General features: G+C 61.1%; 15 protein-coding genes. 7 read left to right on the forward strand and 8 right to left on the reverse strand.

Annotation, left to right across the window (positions count from 1 at the left end; genetic code table 11):
• Positions 1-263: 263 nt before the first annotated feature.
• A complete protein-coding gene (locus tag HU767_RS29080; RefSeq protein WP_186704996.1) occupies positions 264-1,580 on the reverse strand; it encodes a PAS domain-containing methyl-accepting chemotaxis protein in 1,317 nt (438 codons plus the stop codon).
• 212 nt (positions 1,581-1,792) lie between these two features.
• Here HU767_RS29080 and HU767_RS14360 point away from each other — a divergent pair, with 212 nt between their 5' ends.
• From HU767_RS14360 to HU767_RS14370, 3 genes are all read left to right on the forward strand, one after another.
• Complete coding sequence (locus HU767_RS14360) at positions 1,793-3,211, forward strand: TIGR00366 family protein (RefSeq protein WP_053125223.1); 1,419 nt, start codon at positions 1,793-1,795, stop codon at positions 3,209-3,211.
• A gap of 114 nt (positions 3,212-3,325) precedes the next feature.
• Positions 3,326-4,486: a hypothetical protein gene (locus HU767_RS14365; protein WP_186704994.1), complete on the forward strand. Its 1,161-nt coding sequence runs from the start codon at positions 3,326-3,328 to the stop codon at positions 4,484-4,486.
• A gap of 182 nt (positions 4,487-4,668) precedes the next feature.
• Complete coding sequence (locus tag HU767_RS14370; protein ID WP_186729798.1) at positions 4,669-5,196, forward strand: lysine methyltransferase; 528 nt, start codon at positions 4,669-4,671, stop codon at positions 5,194-5,196.
• Between the two features lie 10 nt (positions 5,197-5,206).
• Here the strand turns inward: HU767_RS14370 and can are convergent, their stop codons facing one another.
• Positions 5,207-5,851: a carbonate dehydratase gene (gene can / locus HU767_RS14375; protein ID WP_186704992.1), complete on the reverse strand. Its 645-nt coding sequence runs from the start codon at positions 5,849-5,851 to the stop codon at positions 5,207-5,209.
• A 5-nt stretch (positions 5,852-5,856) separates the two neighbouring features.
• The gene (locus HU767_RS29085; protein WP_264083867.1) at positions 5,857-5,985 is read right to left on the reverse strand and encodes a hypothetical protein; all 129 of its coding nucleotides are present in this window, start codon (positions 5,983-5,985) and stop codon (positions 5,857-5,859) included.
• On the opposite strand from HU767_RS29085, the gene HU767_RS14380 reads away from it, so the two are divergent.
• On the forward strand, positions 5,984-6,388 hold the full coding sequence (locus HU767_RS14380; protein WP_186704991.1) for a serine kinase/phosphatase: 405 nt from the start codon (positions 5,984-5,986) through the stop codon (positions 6,386-6,388). The genes HU767_RS29085 and HU767_RS14380 overlap by 2 nt on opposite strands.
• Positions 6,389-6,500: 112 nt before the next feature.
• Here HU767_RS14380 and rimI read toward each other — a convergent pair whose 3' ends face one another.
• Positions 6,501-6,953: a ribosomal protein S18-alanine N-acetyltransferase gene (gene rimI / locus HU767_RS14385; protein ID WP_047229376.1), complete on the reverse strand. Its 453-nt coding sequence runs from the start codon at positions 6,951-6,953 to the stop codon at positions 6,501-6,503.
• On the reverse strand, positions 6,946-7,725 hold the full coding sequence (locus HU767_RS14390; RefSeq protein WP_186704990.1) for an energy transducer TonB: 780 nt from the start codon (positions 7,723-7,725) through the stop codon (positions 6,946-6,948). The genes rimI and HU767_RS14390 overlap by 8 nt, the downstream gene beginning before the upstream one ends.
• A gap of 180 nt (positions 7,726-7,905) precedes the next feature.
• Here HU767_RS14390 and mksB point away from each other — a divergent pair, with 180 nt between their 5' ends.
• The 3 genes from mksB to mksF are packed head-to-tail and all read left to right on the forward strand — an operon-like array spanning position 7,906 to position 12,714.
• Positions 7,906-9,186 (forward strand): Mks condensin complex protein MksB, encoded by a 1,281-nt coding sequence (gene mksB / locus HU767_RS14395; RefSeq protein ID WP_186704989.1) that lies wholly within the window; start codon positions 7,906-7,908, stop codon positions 9,184-9,186.
• The gene (gene mksE, locus HU767_RS14400) at positions 9,176-9,877 is read left to right on the forward strand and encodes an Mks condensin complex protein MksE (protein WP_186729799.1); all 702 of its coding nucleotides are present in this window, start codon (positions 9,176-9,178) and stop codon (positions 9,875-9,877) included. The genes mksB and mksE overlap by 11 nt, the downstream gene beginning before the upstream one ends.
• A complete protein-coding gene (gene mksF / locus HU767_RS14405; protein WP_186729800.1) occupies positions 9,874-12,714 on the forward strand; it encodes an Mks condensin complex protein MksF in 2,841 nt (946 codons plus the stop codon). Before mksE ends, mksF begins: the two co-directional genes overlap by 4 nt.
• A gap of 196 nt (positions 12,715-12,910) precedes the next feature.
• On the opposite strand, the gene HU767_RS14410 is transcribed toward mksF, so the two are convergent.
• The 3 genes from HU767_RS14410 to HU767_RS14420 are packed head-to-tail and all read right to left on the reverse strand — an operon-like array spanning position 12,911 to position 16,476.
• Entirely contained in the window at positions 12,911-15,214 is a 2,304-nt protein-coding gene (locus HU767_RS14410; RefSeq protein ID WP_186729801.1) for an MlaD family protein, read from the reverse strand.
• Positions 15,207-15,830, reverse strand: a complete 624-nt coding sequence (locus tag HU767_RS14415) for a paraquat-inducible protein A (protein WP_186704986.1) — start codon at positions 15,828-15,830, stop codon at positions 15,207-15,209. The genes HU767_RS14410 and HU767_RS14415 overlap by 8 nt, the downstream gene beginning before the upstream one ends.
• Complete coding sequence (locus tag HU767_RS14420; RefSeq protein WP_186729802.1) at positions 15,817-16,476, reverse strand: paraquat-inducible protein A; 660 nt, start codon at positions 16,474-16,476, stop codon at positions 15,817-15,819. Before HU767_RS14420 ends, HU767_RS14415 begins: the two co-directional genes overlap by 14 nt.
• Between the last annotated feature and the right edge of the window lie 188 nt (positions 16,477-16,664).

Below are 16,664 nucleotides of genomic sequence, written 5' to 3' on the forward strand. Positions count from 1 at the left end.
TCGATCAAGTTGAGGCAGCTTAGGGAGTTGCATACTGTGGCGAGGGAGCTTGCTCCCGCTGGGCTGCGAAGCAGCCCCCATTGGATCACCAAGATCGTTCAGGCAGACCGCGTCAACCGTTTTACGACGGCTGCGCCGCCGAGCGGGAGCAAGCTCCCTCGCCACAGGGTGAGTGTTTGGCTGGAATGATCAGTCTGTGAGCACCAGAAAATCCTGTGGGAGCGAGCCTGCTCGCGATAGCGGCGGCTCGCTCAGCCGTTTTCTCAAGTCGATAGCTGATTGGCAAACTGGCTCACCGCATCGACGACTTTTTTCGCCCCGTCCTGGATCTCAACGATCACCGTCCCCGCCTCGGCGGCCAAGGCCAGTCCGTGTTCGGCCTGGTGCTGGCCGTCGGTCATCAGCGCCACGGCGTTGCGGGCCATGTCCTGGTTCTGGCGAACCACGCCGACGATTTCATCGGTGGCCTGGCTGGTACGCGATGCCAATTGGCGCACCTCATCGGCCACCACCGCAAAGCCCCGGCCTTGCTCGCCGGCCCGGGCCGCTTCGATCGCGGCGTTGAGCGCCAGCAGGTTGGTCTGTTCGGCGATGCCGCTGATGGTCTTGACGATGGTGCCGATCACCAGGGATTGCTCATTCAACGCCTCGATGCCTTGACCGGCGGTTTGCATGTGCCGGGCCAGGTCGCGCATCACGTCCACGGCCTGGGTCACCACCGTCGTGCCGCGCTGGGCGCTGTTGTCGGTCTGCAGCGAGGTGCTGTACGCAATATTGGCCGCCTCGGCGACGGCTTTTTCCTGGTTGACCTGGTCGGTGATGTTGGTGGCGAACTTCACGACTTTATACAGTCGATCGTTGGCATCGAGCACCGGGTTATAGGACGCCTCCAACCATACTTCACGACCGCTGCTGTCGAGACGCTTGAAGCGCCCGGCCACGAATTCCCCGCTGTTCAAGCGTTTCCAGAAATGCTGATAGCCCGCGCTGTTGTATTCCTCAGGCTCACAAAACGTGCGGTGGTGCTTGCCCTTGATCTGCGCGAGGCTGTAACCCATGGCGTTGAGGAAGCGATCATTGGCCGTCAGTACGTGCCCGCCCAGATCGAACTCGATCACTGCCGTTGAACGCACCAACGCGCCGATGAGGTTTTCATGTTCCCGGGACGCTTCGATGGTGCGGGTCAGGTCATTGGAGTACATCGAAAAATAGCGGACCCGCCCGTCAGCATTCCGTACGGGCTGGAGGATTGAACGCAGCCAGGCTTCCTGGCCATTGCCCCGCAGCAGGCGCACGGCACCGGAAAAGTGTTCGCCACGGGTGAGCGCCGACTTGAAGCGAACCTGGAACTCATTGGATTTCAAGTACGCAGGCACCAGCTCATCCACAGCCCGGCCGATCAGGTCCTGGCTCTTGTAGCGCATCTCGTCGAGGAAATTCTGATTGACCGATTGAATCCGTCCGTCGGCATCCAGGGTGAGGCCAAGCATTTCGCGATCCAGGCTTTCCTTGACTTGCACAAGGCTGGACAGTTCTTGGCGAAGAGCCAGTAGCTCCTGCTTCAGGCGGTTGTTGAACATGGGCAGCTCCGACAGCAGAAGAATTGAATAGGCTGTTCCCTTGCCATCGGCCCAGCGTTTTTTTTCTAAAGAGCGCCGCGAGCCGGTACTGAAAATATACCGTCGCCCGCCGAACCCGATCAGCCTCCCACGGTCACTGGATTGTTCTACTGTTGCGCCTGGCTTTTGAAGCAGCCTTGAATATTCATAATCATAAAAACGAGGTAATTGCCGTGACCACTGACATCGAAGACAGCCGTTCCGCCCGCTTCGCCTTGCGCTGTTCCAGTTTCGCCGAGCGCTGGTTTCCCGACTCCTGGGTCTTCGCCGCGCTGGCGGTGCTGGTGGTCGCCGTGGCGACGCAATTCATCGGCGCCACGCCCACGGCAGCGGCCATGGCGTTCGGCGACGGCTTCTGGAGCCTGATCCCGTTCACCATGCAAATGGCCTTCGTGGTGATTGGCGGTTACGTGGTCGCCAGCTCGCCGCCGGCCGTCAAATTGATCGATCGCCTGGCGCGCATTCCGACCAACGGTCGCTCTGCGGTGGCGTGGGTGGCCCTGATTTCCATGGTCGCGTCGTTGCTCAATTGGGGCCTGTCGCTGGTATTTGGAGGTTTGCTGGTGCGCGCCCTCGCCCGGCGCACCGACCTGAAGATGGATTACCGCGCCGCCGGCGCCGCCGCCTACCTGGGCCTGGGCGCGGTGTGGGCGTTGGGGTTGTCTTCGTCGGCGGCGCAATTACAGGCCAACCCGGCCAGCCTGCCCCCCTCGATCCTGTCGATTACCGGCGTCATTCCTTTCACCCAGACCATTTTTCTCTGGCAGTCCGGCGTGATGCTGCTGGCGCTGATCGTGATCTCGCTGATTGTCGCCTACGCCACCGCTCCCGGCCCCAACAGCGCCCGCGATGCCGCCGCGTGTGGAATCGATCCAAGTTTCAGCATGCCGGCATTGCAGCCCCGTACCCGCCCGGGAGAATGGCTGGAGCACAGCCCGCTGCTGACCATCGCCCTGGTGCTACTGGCCGCCGGCTGGCTGTTCCATGAATTTTCGACCAAGCCTGCGATCAGCGCCATTTCCGGGCTCAACACCTATAACTTCCTGTTCATCATGCTCGGCGCCTTGCTGCACTGGCGGCCGCGCAGCTTTCTCGACGCCGTGGCCCGCGCGGTGCCGACCACCACGGGCGTGTTGATCCAGTTTCCGTTGTACGGCTCGATCGCCGCGCTGCTGACCACGGTCAAAGGCAGCGATGCCCAGACCCTGGCTCACCACATCTCGACCTTTTTCGTCCAGATCGCCTCCCATGACACGTACGCGTTGCTGATGGGCGTCTATTCGGCGGTGCTGGGCTTTTTCATTCCTTCCGGTGGCGGCAAGTGGATCATCGAGGCGCCCTACGTCATGCAAGTGGCTAATGACCTGAACTATCACCTCGGTTGGGCGGTGCAGATCTATAACGCCGCCGAAGCGCTGCCGAACCTCATCAACCCGTTCTACATGCTGCCGTTGCTGGGGGTGCTGGGGCTGAAGGCCAGGGACTTGATCGGGTTTTCCTTCGTGCAGTTGCTGGTGCACACGCCGTTGGTACTGGCGCTGCTGTGGGCGCTCGGGACGACATTGACGTATTTGCCGCCAGTGATGCCATAAAGCCTTAAAACAGGGCCGATATTTCCATCGGCCCACTTCTTCTTCGGCTCGGTCTGTTTCAGTATGGATACACCCCTGTTTTCCTGGGGCCCCCACGCTGAAAAGGATCTGAGCATGTTCAAACTCGCCGTACTTCCTCTTGCCGCCCTCACCCTGAGCGCCGCCGCCCACGCCGCCGACATCGACGTAAACCTTGGCAGCACCGAACGCGTCACCCGTCTCTTCGCTTATCCCAACAACTGCAACGTCATTTGTTTTCGCGACTGGACACTGGAACAGACCGTCGAGCATTACCTGACGCAAAGTGTCCAGCGCGACGGCTACGACGCGGCCAAGGTCAGCGTCAAAAGCGACAACGGCACCGTCTACGCCAACATCAGCGGCGTGCCGAAAAGCTATGGCCAACCGCTGAAGGCCCTACTCGACGCTGGGGACCTGGCGTACAACGGCGCAACCAAACTCAACAACGACAAGAAATGGTCCTACAACTGGTACCTGTTCCTGCCGCTGGGCATGGCCCTGGAGAACCGTAAGAGCGTCGAGTTGCTGCACTTCCCGCCGGATTACTCCCTGACCCAGGCCCAGGATTACCTGGAGTCGGCGACCACTGATCGCTGGGCCACGCTGCTCACCGTCAACGGCATCGCCGCGCCAAACACACCCGCTTACCAGACCATCATCGACATTGCGCCCATCGCTGCGCCGTCCAATGCTGGCAGCACCTTGGAGGGGCTCTACAGCTACTTCAACGATTACCAGACCACCATGGTCAAAGAGGTTACCCAAACCGCCAGCGGCGCCGCATTGCCGATGGTGGCCTTCGGAGCGCCCGTTCGGAACTGGATCAAGACCCAGTACGGCCAGACCATAGGCGTGCTCGGCCTGGCAACCATCACGCCGACGGCGGGGGTCAAGGTGCCGGTCCTGGGTTCCAACCACCCGAGCTATATCTGGTACGCCGCTGACAAGGAAAACTACGACGGCGACGAAGCCAAGGCGGATGCCGCCGGCTTGAAAGTCATGGGCCAGGACTTGAGTGCCGCCTGCTGGCAGGCCGGCATGGGCAGCAAGCCGGGCACCGATCCAAGCACCCTGCTGAACCAGTGCACGCAGACCTGGCAGGTCACGGACAAGGAAAAGACCTGCGAATTGTTCTACACCTCGGTGCGTAAACTGAGCGAGGCAGACGCGGCGAAGAAATGCGAAACACCGGCGATCAAGTCGCAACTTCCACAATTGAAGGTGCCCATGCCGCTGCCTGCCGAGGCGGTGTAAACCTCGGGGCGCTTTCCCGCGTAAGCCTGCGCTGACACGGGAAAGCGCCTTTGGCTCCTGTCAGAGTCGACAGTAGATCCTGCCCCCGACTTGGGCGAAGCTATCAAAAGTTTCTTTCAACGAACCGCCGGCAGGATCGCCAGCGCCAACAAGTCGAGTGTCTATCACCGACAAGGACTGTCATGAGCCTGTTCATCCGCGATAGCGCCTGTTCACAGCGCCGGGATTCCATCTACCCGGAAAAACAACTCAGCACCCGCCTGGGCTACCCTTCTGTGCGCGACTTTGAAGTGCATCAGACGACCGACGGGCGCGGCCACGGCATCATCGCCCGCAAGCCCTTCGCGCCCATGACGAGGATGTGCAGGGTGTCGGGGTTGCTGGTGAGTCGACGGCGCCGGGACACGTTGCAAATCCTGCCGAACGTGCACATGTATGACCCACGCTTCGCCGGATTGCTGCTGCACTCCTGCAACCCGAACGTGTTCCTCGACATGAGCGAACTGTGGTTATGGTCACTGGCCCGTATCGATGAAGGTGACTGCCTGACGATGGACTACGCCAGTACCGAACAGAAACTGTACCGGCAGTTCGCCTGCCGCTGTGGTTCGTACAACTGTCATGGCTGGATTACCGGCTACGACGAACCGCCCAATGAGCAGGGAATGACATTTCTACGGCACTGGCGTCGTCAATGTCACCGCGACTGACGAGCCTCAGTCAGGGCGCGCCAACCGGACGCAGCCGATACTGCGGCGGCAATTGCTCGAAACCGCTGATCGTGGTGTCCAGGCTCTTCCAGCGTCCGTCCTTGATGCCGTAGATGCAGCCATGAATCGACAGTTTCTGCCCACGGTGCCAGGCGTTCTGCACGATGCTGGTATGGCCGACGTTGGCGACCTGCTGGATCACGTTGAGTTCGCACAGGCGATCCACACGCTCCTCTTCGGTCGGCAACTGGCCCAACGCCTCGCGATGCTCGTAATACAGGTCGCGAATCGAGCGCAGCCAGCCGTCGATCAGGCCCAGTTGCTGGTTCTGCATCGAGGCACGCACACCACCACAGCCATAGTGGCCAGTGACCAGGATGTGTTTGACCTTGAGCACGTCCACGGCGTACTGGATCACCGACAGGCAGTTGAGGTCGGTGTGCAGCACCACGTTGGCCACGTTGCGGTGCACGAACAGATCACCCGGCAGCATGCCGACGATCTCGTTGGCCGGCACCCGCGCATCGGAACAGCCGATCCACAGGTACTCCGGGGTTTGCTGACGAGCCAGCTTGGCGAAAAAGTCAGGATCCTCCTGCTTGATCGCATCGGCCCAACGCGCGTTGTTATCAATCAGATCTTGTAATTCGTTCATGCTGTCTAGCCTCGATAGAGAGTGCGCAACTGTGACAGACGACCGCCGGTCGGGGTCACGTCGGTGATGCATTGGAATTCCTGGCTGCGCTGCCGGTCGACACCAGTAAGGCCCACAGTATGAGGAATTGCCATGAATGATTCACGACGCCCCTTCGATGCGACGCAGCCGGAACCCATCGACGACAACGAGGATCGCATGGGCTCGATGCATGAGTTGGAGTTCGACGACGAACAGCCCAGCGCGAAAATCGGCGACGAACTGCCCAATGACGAACGCGAGCAATTGATGCCGCGTGAGCGCGTGCGTGAAGCGGGCATGACCGGCGCCTCGACGGATGACCATCAATCCACCGATGACGACATGAGCCCGGAAACCCTCATCCGCGAAGACGGCGCCCGGGACGCCTCCGAGGCCGGCGACGACGAGCAGGCGGATTGGGACCTGAGCGTCGTGAATGAAAATGATATTGGCGGAGGCGATGGGCTGGACGAAGCGGAAATGGCCGATATCGATCCGTTGGATGGCAAGCGTTGACCAGCCCTGTGGGAGCGAGCTTGCTCGCGATGGCGGTGGGTCAGCTTGCATTAATGTCGGATGTGCCGCCGTCTTCGCGAGCAGGCTCGCTCCCACAAGGGGTCGTGGCCGTTCAGTCCACCAAGGTACACGCCATGACCACCGCATCCTCGCGCCCACCCACCGCCGGGTAGTAATCCCGGCGCCGGCCCACTTCGTTGAAGCCATAGCGCTCATACAGCCGGAACGCCGTGCGGTTGCTGTCGCGCACTTCCAGGAAACATTCCCGGGCCTCGGCCTTGTAGGCGATCGACATCAGGTGTTCCAGCAGGCGCAAGCCCAGGCCACGGCCCTGGTTTTCCGGCTTGACGGTGATGTTGAGCAGGTGCGCCTCGTCCAGGATGATCTGCACCACCCCATGGCCCACTTGCTGCTGGCCTTCGAACATCAGCCAGATTTGGTACTTGCCCAGCCCGTCGAGAAATATCCCGCGGGTCCAAGGGTGGCTGTAGGCCGCGTATTCGATTTTCAGTACAGCGTCGAGGTCCGCCTCGGTCATCGGGCGGAACGATACAGCGTCACTCATTCGATTCTTTCCAGCGCGCCATCAGCCGGCGCATGGCTTGCCAGACATCAGCCTTGCGCTGTGGCGTTTCCATTAACAATTCCAGCCCGGGCAACGCCCAGGCCGAGCCCAGGCCTTCGACCTGCAATTCGCGATTGAACGCCTCGGCATCCGCCTCGCCGGCAAACTTCACCGCTGGCAGGCCGATCAGCCACAGGCACACGCAGGGCTCGTCTTCGAGCCGCGCCGAAACGAAGCCCTGGACGAAATCCCGCGCCGCTTCCGGCCCCTGGTCCATGGTGCCTCGCGACAACAGCGGCCAACGCACCGGTTCGCCAATGATCTGCGGGCTGTCCGGCAGACCGGCGGCGCGCAGCATGTCCTTGAGCAGCAGGTAGGCCGGATCGCGGCTTTGAAACGGCTCGCCCGTGGGCAACTCCACCAACAGCAGGCAACGCCCGGCCCGCAGCAGTTGCAGGGCGAAACGCGGCGGGGCGACATAGGGGGCCTTGGGCGGTGCCTCGACCACCTCTTCCACCGGTTTGGCATTGGTGCGGGTCGAGGCCAGGCTCGGACGCGGCACTTCGATCTTGGGCCGCTCGGAGGCTGGCGCTGGCGGCTCGGCGACCGTCTTGGCCACAGGCGCCGTCACGACCGGCGCGACGTACTCGGGCTCGGGCGTTTCCAACAGCTCGGGCCGCGACGGGGCGGCGAACGGCAATTCGGTACGCGGCAGCCAGTTGACCACCTGCATGGCGGTCAGATAGGCGCGGCGACGGGACTCGATAAGCAAGGGTCGGCCACTTGTGGATAACTGAAAGTGGAAGCGATTCTACCGCCCTTCGACGCGGATCGCTTCCCTGTGAGTCAATTATCGATCAATAGGGAACGACAGTCCGTCCAAGGGGTGAATCGCAACCGGCCCGATGCAGTACAATCGCCGCTTTTAATTGCCAACCCGACGGCCATTGCGATGATCGAACCCAAGCGCGTCTTGCGCGCCCTCGCTGAACACTGGGCATTGCTGGAACCTTTGTGCGAGCACTTCGACCAGGGCACCCTGAGCCTCAACGAATTGCGTTCACAGCTGGCCGCCCAACAACTGGACAGCACGCCCCAGGACATCACCAACCTGCTGGATGTGTGGATCCGCCTGGACATCCTCGTACCGGTGGCGAAAAGCCCGAACCGCTTCGAGCTCAACGCCCAGATCCATGACTTCCTCGCCTACCTGCGCCGCGAACACCGCCTGGGCCTGTGTTTGGAAATCGAAGCCTACCTGCGTCACCTCGAACGCCTGGCCGGCTACATCCAGGATGCCTTCGATGTGCGCGACGGCAACGACCTGGCCCGCCAGTTGCGCCTGCTCGACATGCGCGTGCGCGACGTCCTGAAGAAACTGGCCAACGACGAACAGGCGCTGGTGGCCGTCGCCGAACGGGCCAAGACCAGTGACCGGCAGATCCCGCTGCGCCAGCGCTATGCCGAAGTGCTGGCGACGTGGGACGAATACGTCGAGCCGATGATCCAGTTGGTGAACGCCGATGGCGCGTTCGAGCAAGGCGTGCGCAAAGTCGAGAACGTGCTGTTGCGCATGCTCACCGAACAGCAGCGCCTCGGCCACCTGGTGGACGACGACATGCTGCTGCGCACCCACGCGCGCATCCTGGAGATGCAGACCAGCGCCCAGCTGACCCTGCGCCACGCCCGGGAACTGCTTCTGCCGTTGCGTGAAGAGGCCCGCCGCCATAACGCCGTGACCCGTGGTGCCGCCCTGGCCCTGGCGGCCATTCGCCGCAAAGGCATTGACGCCGTGCCGCAAGCGGCCATGCCGCTGTTCACCCGGCCGCAAAGCACCTTCCTGGGCAGCGCCAGCCAGGTTGAAGCCTACGTCTATGCCCTGGCCCGCTTCGAACCGAAACCGGCGCGTTTCCCCAAGTCCCACAAGACCCACAAGGGTGGCGAAGCGCCGCGTGCGCCACGCACCGTGCGCGAGATGGTCGAGCGCTGCGAAGACGCCCTGCCGATGCCGGACTTGATGACTTGGCTGCTGGAGCAGGAGCCGGACGGCGCCACCGACGAATTGCTGTACTGGTTCTCGCGCCTGTCGCGGGAAAAACGTTTCAAGCGCGAGCGTCTGGAACGCCGCGAATACCACACTCACGAGCATCAGGTCAGCCTGCGCTCCTTCGCCCTGCTCTCGGCCGGCGACATCGCCGCCGAGGATTCTGCGAGCATTCCCCATGCATCTTGATCTATCCGAACTGTCCCAGCTGGCGCCGATCTTCCGCGAGCTGTTCAAGGGTTACCACGTCAGCCGCCGCGACCCGGAACTGTACGCGCAGTTGTCGAACTTCCAGGACCAGTACCGCACGCTGTTCAAGGCCCTGGGCTTTGAACTGGTCTGCGACACCCGTGGTTTCTACTACTTCGTGCCGGACCTGGCCGCCGCGGCGGTGAACAAGACCGCCCAGCGCCTGGCCCTGTTCACTTTCATCCTCGTCGAGCACCTGGCCGACCAGGGCCGCGACCCCATCGCCGTGCTCGACGGCGGCAGCCTGGGCCGCGATGAGCTGCCTTCATTGCTGGAGAAATACCGCGACCTGTTTATCCAGGCCGAAGTACAGACCCAGGAAGAGCTGGAAGAAAAAATCATGCGCCGCATGACCCAACTGGGTTTTGCCAGCGAAGAAAACGGCGTGTACCGCTTCTTGCCGCCGATGCATCGCTTCCTCGACGTCTGCCTGTCCGTCCAGCAGGACCGCGACCTGGCCGCCAGCCTGCACAGCGTGCTGCCGCTACCGGCACCGGTATTGATCGATGAAGGCAGCGACGAAAAACTGCTGCAGACCGATGATCCGCTGGACCTCAGCGAATTCGAAGGTGAAAGCGAAGAAGACGCACTGGCCCGCGCCATTGCCGAAGAACAGGAGACCGACGCATGAGCAAGGAACGCTACGGCATCCGCCGCTTTGCCCTTTTGAACACCGCCGGCTACAGCCTGGGCTTGTTCCCCCTGGAAGAACCGTTGTCGGTGTATGGCGCGAACAACCTGGGTAAATCCGCCTCGATCAACGCCTTGCAGTTCCCGATCCTGGCGCGCATGTCGGACATGAGCTTCGGCAAGTACAGCCTGGAACAATCCCGACGTTTCTACTTTGCCTCGGACACCAGCTACATCCTGGTGGAAGTCGCCCTGCCCCACGGCCCACACGTGATTGGTGTGGTCGGTCGCGGCCCTGGCGGTGGTTTCGGTCACCAGTTCTTTGCCTATGCCGGCAAACTGGACCTGGCCCACTATCAGAAAAATGACACCTGCCTGCGCCAGAAAGAGCTGTTCACCAACCTGGAGCGCGAAGGCCTGAAAGCCTACGAACTCAAGCCGGATGAACTGCGCCGCCTGCTGGTGGGTGGTCACACCTCGATCCCGCTGGACCTGACGCTGATCCCGCTGCGCTCCACCAGCGAGCAAAGCCTCAAGACCTTCCGCGCGCTGTTTATCAACCTGCTGCACATGCGCGAAATCACCGCGGCCAAGCTCAAGCAACTGTTCCTCGATGCGTTCGAACACAGCCTGCGCTCCGGCAGCGTGGACTACATCGCCGCGTGCGAAGAAGCCTTCCGCGATGTACGACGCATGGAGCAGGACTACAACTCCCTCGTGGCGGCCGGTCCGCTGGTGGAGGCCTTGGCCAATGGCGTGAAGCAGCGCGATATCCTGCGCGGCAAATTGCATCGCCTCTCGCCGCTGCTCGACTCCCTGCTGGGCACTTGGTCGGACTACGCCAGTGCGCGCAAGGAAGAGCTGACCATCCAGGCCGAACACTACCGCAACGAGCAGGATTCGCTGCAGAACGACCAGCGCGGCGGCACCCAGGAGCTGATGCGCCTGGAGCGGGAAATCAGCGGCATCCAGCGCTGGATCGGCGAGCTGTCGGTGCTCAAGAACCGTTTTGCCCTGGTGGATGACGTCAAGGTCCTGGAGCAACAACTGCTCGCCGCCAAGGACGCTCACGACGAATTGGCCGGCGCCCTGGCCCAGTCCCGGCAGTTCAGCGCCGAAGACTTGGAAGAACGTCTGCGGGACCTGGAAAAGCGCCTGAAGTCGGTCAAGCAACAACTCGATCACGCCGACAACAACAGCTACGCCCGCCTGCGGGAAGAATTCTCCCAGCAGGACGTGGAACGCCTGATGCGCTTGTTCAACAGCGCCCTGTTCAGCCTGCCGCTGGGCGAACACGGCATCGCGTTGGACGAGAACGGCGAGTGGGTCAAATCCATGGAGCTGATCCTCGACGGCTTCAAGGGCGAGCGTTTCGAAGTGCCGGGCCTGTCCATCGACCTGTCCCACATCGAGCCGCCGGCCCTGCAAGCCCTGGCCGACCGTGCCGCGCTGCGGGACCAGAAAGAGCGCTTGGAAAAAGAGCTCAAGCAGCTCAAGACCCAGCAAGCCGTGGCCGCCGACCGCGCCGCGAGCAAGACCCAGACCGAGGCGCTGTACCAGCAGGTCCTGGACGCACAGAAAGCCCTGGAGGATTTCCGTCGCACCCAGACCTTGAGCGCCGAGGAAGGCGAGAAACTCGAGCAACTGGCGCAGATGGAAGCCGCCCAGGACGAGCTGAAGCGCTCCAGCGATGCCTTCACCGAACGCGTCCAGCAGCTGTCCGCCAAGTTGCAACTGGTGGGCCGGCAGATCGCCGACATGGAAGCCAAGCAGCGCAGCCTCGACGATGCCCTGCGTCGCCGTCAGTTGCTGCCGGCGAACCTGCCGTTCGGCACGCCGTTCATGGACCCGGTCGATGACTCCATGGACAACCTGCTGCCGCTGCTCAACGATTACCAGGACAGCTGGCAAGGACTGCTGCGGGTCGACGGCCAGATCGAAGCGTTGTATGCCCAAGTGCGCCTCAAGGGCGTGGCCAAGTTCGACAGTGAAGACGACATGGAGCGGCGCCTGCAACTGCTGATCAACGCCTATGCCCACCGCACCGACGAGGCCCTGACCCTGGGCAAGGCGCGTCGTGCGGCCGTGACCGATATCGCCCGGACCCTGCGCAACATCCGCAGCGACTACGACAGCCTCGAGCATCAACTGGCGCTGTTCAACCGCGAGATCAACAAGCGCCAGGTGTCCAACCTGCAGAGCTTCCGTATCGTCCTGGCGCCAAACAAGGAAGCGCTCAAGCACATCGACCAGATCATCCACAGCGCCGGCCAGTACGAAGAAGGCGAGACGCTGTCGGTGTTCGACCTCAGCCAGAGCGCCGAGCAGGACAACAAGAACGAAGAAGCCAAGGAATACCTGGCGCGGCTGGTGGCGGCGAACCACAACCAGCTCGGCCTCAAGGACCTGTTCGAACTGGCGTTCGAGATCACCAAGGTCAATGGCCAGCCGGTGATCCACACCGACATCGACGGTGCGGCGTCCAACGGCACCACCATGACCATCAAGGCGCTGACCAACATGTACTTGTTGCTGCACCTGATGGACCGCGAACAGGCCGGTCGCGTGCGCCTGCCGTACTACCTGGACGAAGCGGCGGACATCGACGAGAAAAACCAGGCCGCGCTGCTGGAAACCAGTCTGCAACTGGGCTTCGTGCCGATCCTTGCCAGTGTAAAGCCGCAAGTCTGCGCCAGTGTCGCCATCGACCTGGAAGGCGGCAGCGGCCCGAACGGCATCTACATCGACGAAGCGGACTGGAAATACATCCGTCGTCACGATGCGGTGAAGGCCACGGTGAATGTCCAGGCCGATGAGCCGGAGCTGGATTCGGTGTGATGTGAATCTCTGGATGTGAAAAAGGCCGCGATCCATTGGATCGCGGCCTTTTTTTGTTATCGCATACTCTGTGGTGAGGGAGCTTGCTCCCGCTCGACTGCGCAGCGGTCGCAGACTTTGGGGCCGCTACGCCCGAAGCGTCGGACCGGCCCAGCGGGAGCAAGCTCCCTCGCCACAGGCATCACATCCAAATAGCTTACTTGCCGAGACTGATCTTCGGTGCCCAGGTCAGCCATTCATCTTCAAACTTGTCGAACAACGGGAAGGTTTGCTCCGGTCGCGCCGGGTTACCCATCCGCTCACCATCCGGCGTTGCGAACGCAATGCCGCCCTGGATCAACGTTTCAAGGGACTCGGTTCGCACCGTCGCGCCCTTGAACAGACCGAAGTCCAGACCGAAGCCACTGCTGTTCCAGAAGCGAGAGCCGCTGCGCACCAGCGGTGCATACTTGGGCTCGATCAGGATATGGATCAGCACCCGGTCCGCCGTCTGGCCGAGTTCATAACCAGTGACCTTGCCCACCGTGATTTCCCGATAGGTGACCGGCACGCCGATCTTCAACGAACCACGGCGGGCTGCGCTCAGCACCAGGCTGAGACCGGCCTCGGGTATCGCGCTTTCCGGCGGGTTGGCCAGGGCCACGAAGCTTTTCTGTGGCCCAAGGTTTTTCACCGAAGGCTGCACTTCAACGTATTGGCCTGTGACCAGCGTCTCCAGGTTGGAGGTCTTCATCAACCCCAACTCAGGCTTGACCACCCAGAACTGCGACCCGACCCGGGCGATGCGCTCCGGCACTTCGGTGATACGCGCAGTGAGCAACACCGATTGCATGTCGGCGCTGAGATCGACACCTTCGATCTTGCCCACGTCCAGCCCTTTGAAACGGATCGGCGTACCACTGCGCAAGCCATCGGCGCGGTCGACCTTGATCGTCACCACGGTGCCGCGCTGTTGTGCGGCTTCGTGATCGGCAAACAGCCGGAAACGCGGAATGCGTCTTTTCAGCGGCACATTGGGTTCCGGCGTTTCGAAGGCAATCCCGCCGGCCATCAGGCTTTGCAAGGATTCGCTCTTGACCTGGATCCCCCCTGTCAAACCGCCCGTGAGCGTAATGCCACTGGCGTTCCAGAACCGTGTCGAGCCGTTGACCAGCCCTTCATATTCCTTCTCGATGTGTACACCAATGATCAGTTGCTTCTTTTTGCGAGAAAACTGGTAGCTCTGCACCGAGCCGACCTTGACCTGCTTGTAGAGAATCGGACTGCCGACTTCCAGGGAACCGAGGTTTTCGGTCAGCAGGACCAAATGCAGGCCCGGTGAACGCAAGTCCAGCGGTGGCGCCTTGGCCCGGGCTTCGTACTCGCGCTGCGGCGCGCCACCCTTGTCACCCGGTCGCACGGCAATGTAGTTGCCCTTGACCAAGGCTTCCAGGCCGGTGATACCCGCCAGGGAGATCGACGGCTTGACGACCCAGAACTGCGTGCCGGTCACCAGGTAATCTTCAGCCAACGGGTCCAGGGTCAGTTCGGCCGTGGCACTGGCCAGATCCGGATCGACCTTGAGGGTCTTCAGACTGCCGACCTGAATGCCCTTGTACATCACAGGTGTGCGACCGGCCTGCAAGCCTTCGAAGTCGCTGAGCTTGACCTTCACGCGAATGCCCGCTGCCGCTGCATCGAAGTCTTCGTAAAGGCGGAAGGGCAGGCTTGGATCCGTCGGTGGACTGTCCTTGCGGCTTTCCGGCGTGGCGAAGGCGATGCCTCCGGCCACAATGCTGGCCAGGGACTCACTGCGCACTTTGACGCCCGAGAGGTTGGCATCGATGCTGATGCCACTGGCGTTCCAGAAACGCGTGTGTTTACGCACCAGGCTGGCGTAGGTCGGCTCGATGAAGATCTTGATTTCAACAGTGCGCTGGTCTTCGGACAACAGGTAGCTTTTCACCTGGCCAACCTGGATCTGCTTGTAGAAAACCGGACTGCCGCGGTCCAGCGACCCCAAGCGCTCAGCCTTCACAGTCAGGTGCAAACCCGGCTTGGAATCCGACAGCGGCGGCTCTTCGACCAAGGCCTTGAATTTACGGGTCGACTCGCCTTCGCCCGGACTGATCGCCACGTAGTTGCCCGATACCAGGGTTTCCAGGCCGGTAATCCCGGCCAGGCTCACGCTCGGCTTGACCAACCAGAAACGTGTTCCGCTTTTGAGGTATTGCCCGACATCCTTGTTCATCTCGATGGTTGCGATAACGCCCTTCGAGCTGCCTTCATCATCGAGCGTGAGGTCTTTGACTTTGCCGACCGTCATGCCTTTGTAGACGACCTCGGTCTTGTTGACCTGAATCCCTTCACCGCTCTCAAAGCGCACATTGATTTCGATTCCGGTCTCGTTATAAGCCCGCCAGCCGAGCCAGCCGCCGATGATCAACGCAATCAGCGGCAGGACCCAGATGGCCGACCAGTTCGAAGCCGGTCGGGTTTTAGCGGTAGGCAAATCAGTCATGGTCGTTATCCGACTCCGTGTTATCCCAAATCAGTCGGGGATCGAAGGTTACTGCGGCAATCATTGTCAAAATCACTACGCTGGCGAAAGCAATCGCACCGAGACCGGCTTCGACACTGGCGAGTCGTCCAAAATTCACCACCGCCACCAGGATGGCGATCACGAAAATATCCAGCATCGACCAACGCCCAATGAACTCGATGAAACGGTACATCAGGATGCGTTGCCGCGCCGACATGGGCTGGTGCCGCTGTACGGAAAACAGTAACAAGGCGATGCCCACCAGTTTGAAGGTGGGCACGAGGATACTGGCGATGAACACCACGGCGGCGATAGGAATCATGCCGTGCTGAACCAACTCAATGACACCGGCCATGATGGTGCTCGGAGCGCCTTGGCCCAGCGAGTTGATGGTCATGATCGGCAGCATATTGGCCGGGATATAAAGAATCGCGGCAGTGATCAACAACGCCCAGGTCCGCATCAAGCTGTTCGGGCGACGGGGATGGACCCGTGCGCCGCAGCGAGTACAGGTTTGGTTGTCGGTTTCGGCGTCTTGCCGATTCAACTCATGGCATTCCGTACAAACCAGAATGCCGGCATCAATCGCCCGCATGGGCATCTTCTCCTGATAACGCCTGCCAGATCTGATGCGGTGACATCACCACTTCCAGCCAGACCTGAACAAGTAACAAACTGATGAAGCACACCAAGCCAAGGCCTACGGTGATGGCCGCCATGTCTGCCAACTTGACGATGGCCACCAGCACGCCCATGAGGTAAACCTCGAGCATCCCCCAATCCCGTAGATGGTGATAAATGCGGTACAGCAACAAACCGTAGCTACGGCCAATATCCAAGCGAATGGTCAGCAATACCGCCAACTGACAAAGCAACTTGAGCAGCGGAATGCCCATGCTGCACAAAAACACGACGACCGAGACGCCTTGCATGCCGGTATCGAACAAACCCACTACTCCGCTCCAAACGGTGTCCTGGGAGGACTGCCCGAGCAGATTGAGTTGCATGATGGGTAAGAAGTTGGCTGGCACAAATAACAGCAAGGCAGCAATCACCAAGGCAAGGCTGCGTTCGACTACATTGTGTCTGTGGGCATACAGCTCGTAACCACAGCGGGGGCACTCGGCTTTTTCGCCATGGGCCAATTGGGGCTTGCGCATCAACAGGTCGCATTCATGACACGCCACCAGATCGCTCAGGGGTAGATCTGACAACCTATCAGTGTCTGACGGATCGGGCATAAACAGCTCTGGCTCAGCTAAGGTGGGGCTATTCTAGTGCTCCAGCTCGAAAATAACTGTGCAAATTTATCACGAGCTTTCGCAGAGTTTTATGGCGGGCAAAACAAAACCCCTACCTGCATCAGCAGATAGGGGTTTCGGAATTTAATCTTGACGATGACCTACTCTCACATGGGGAAACCCCACAC

Origin of the sequence: Pseudomonas sp. SWRI179 (assembly GCF_014268705.1) — a bacterium.
Lineage (GTDB): Bacteria > Pseudomonadota > Gammaproteobacteria > Pseudomonadales > Pseudomonadaceae > Aquipseudomonas > Aquipseudomonas zanjanensis.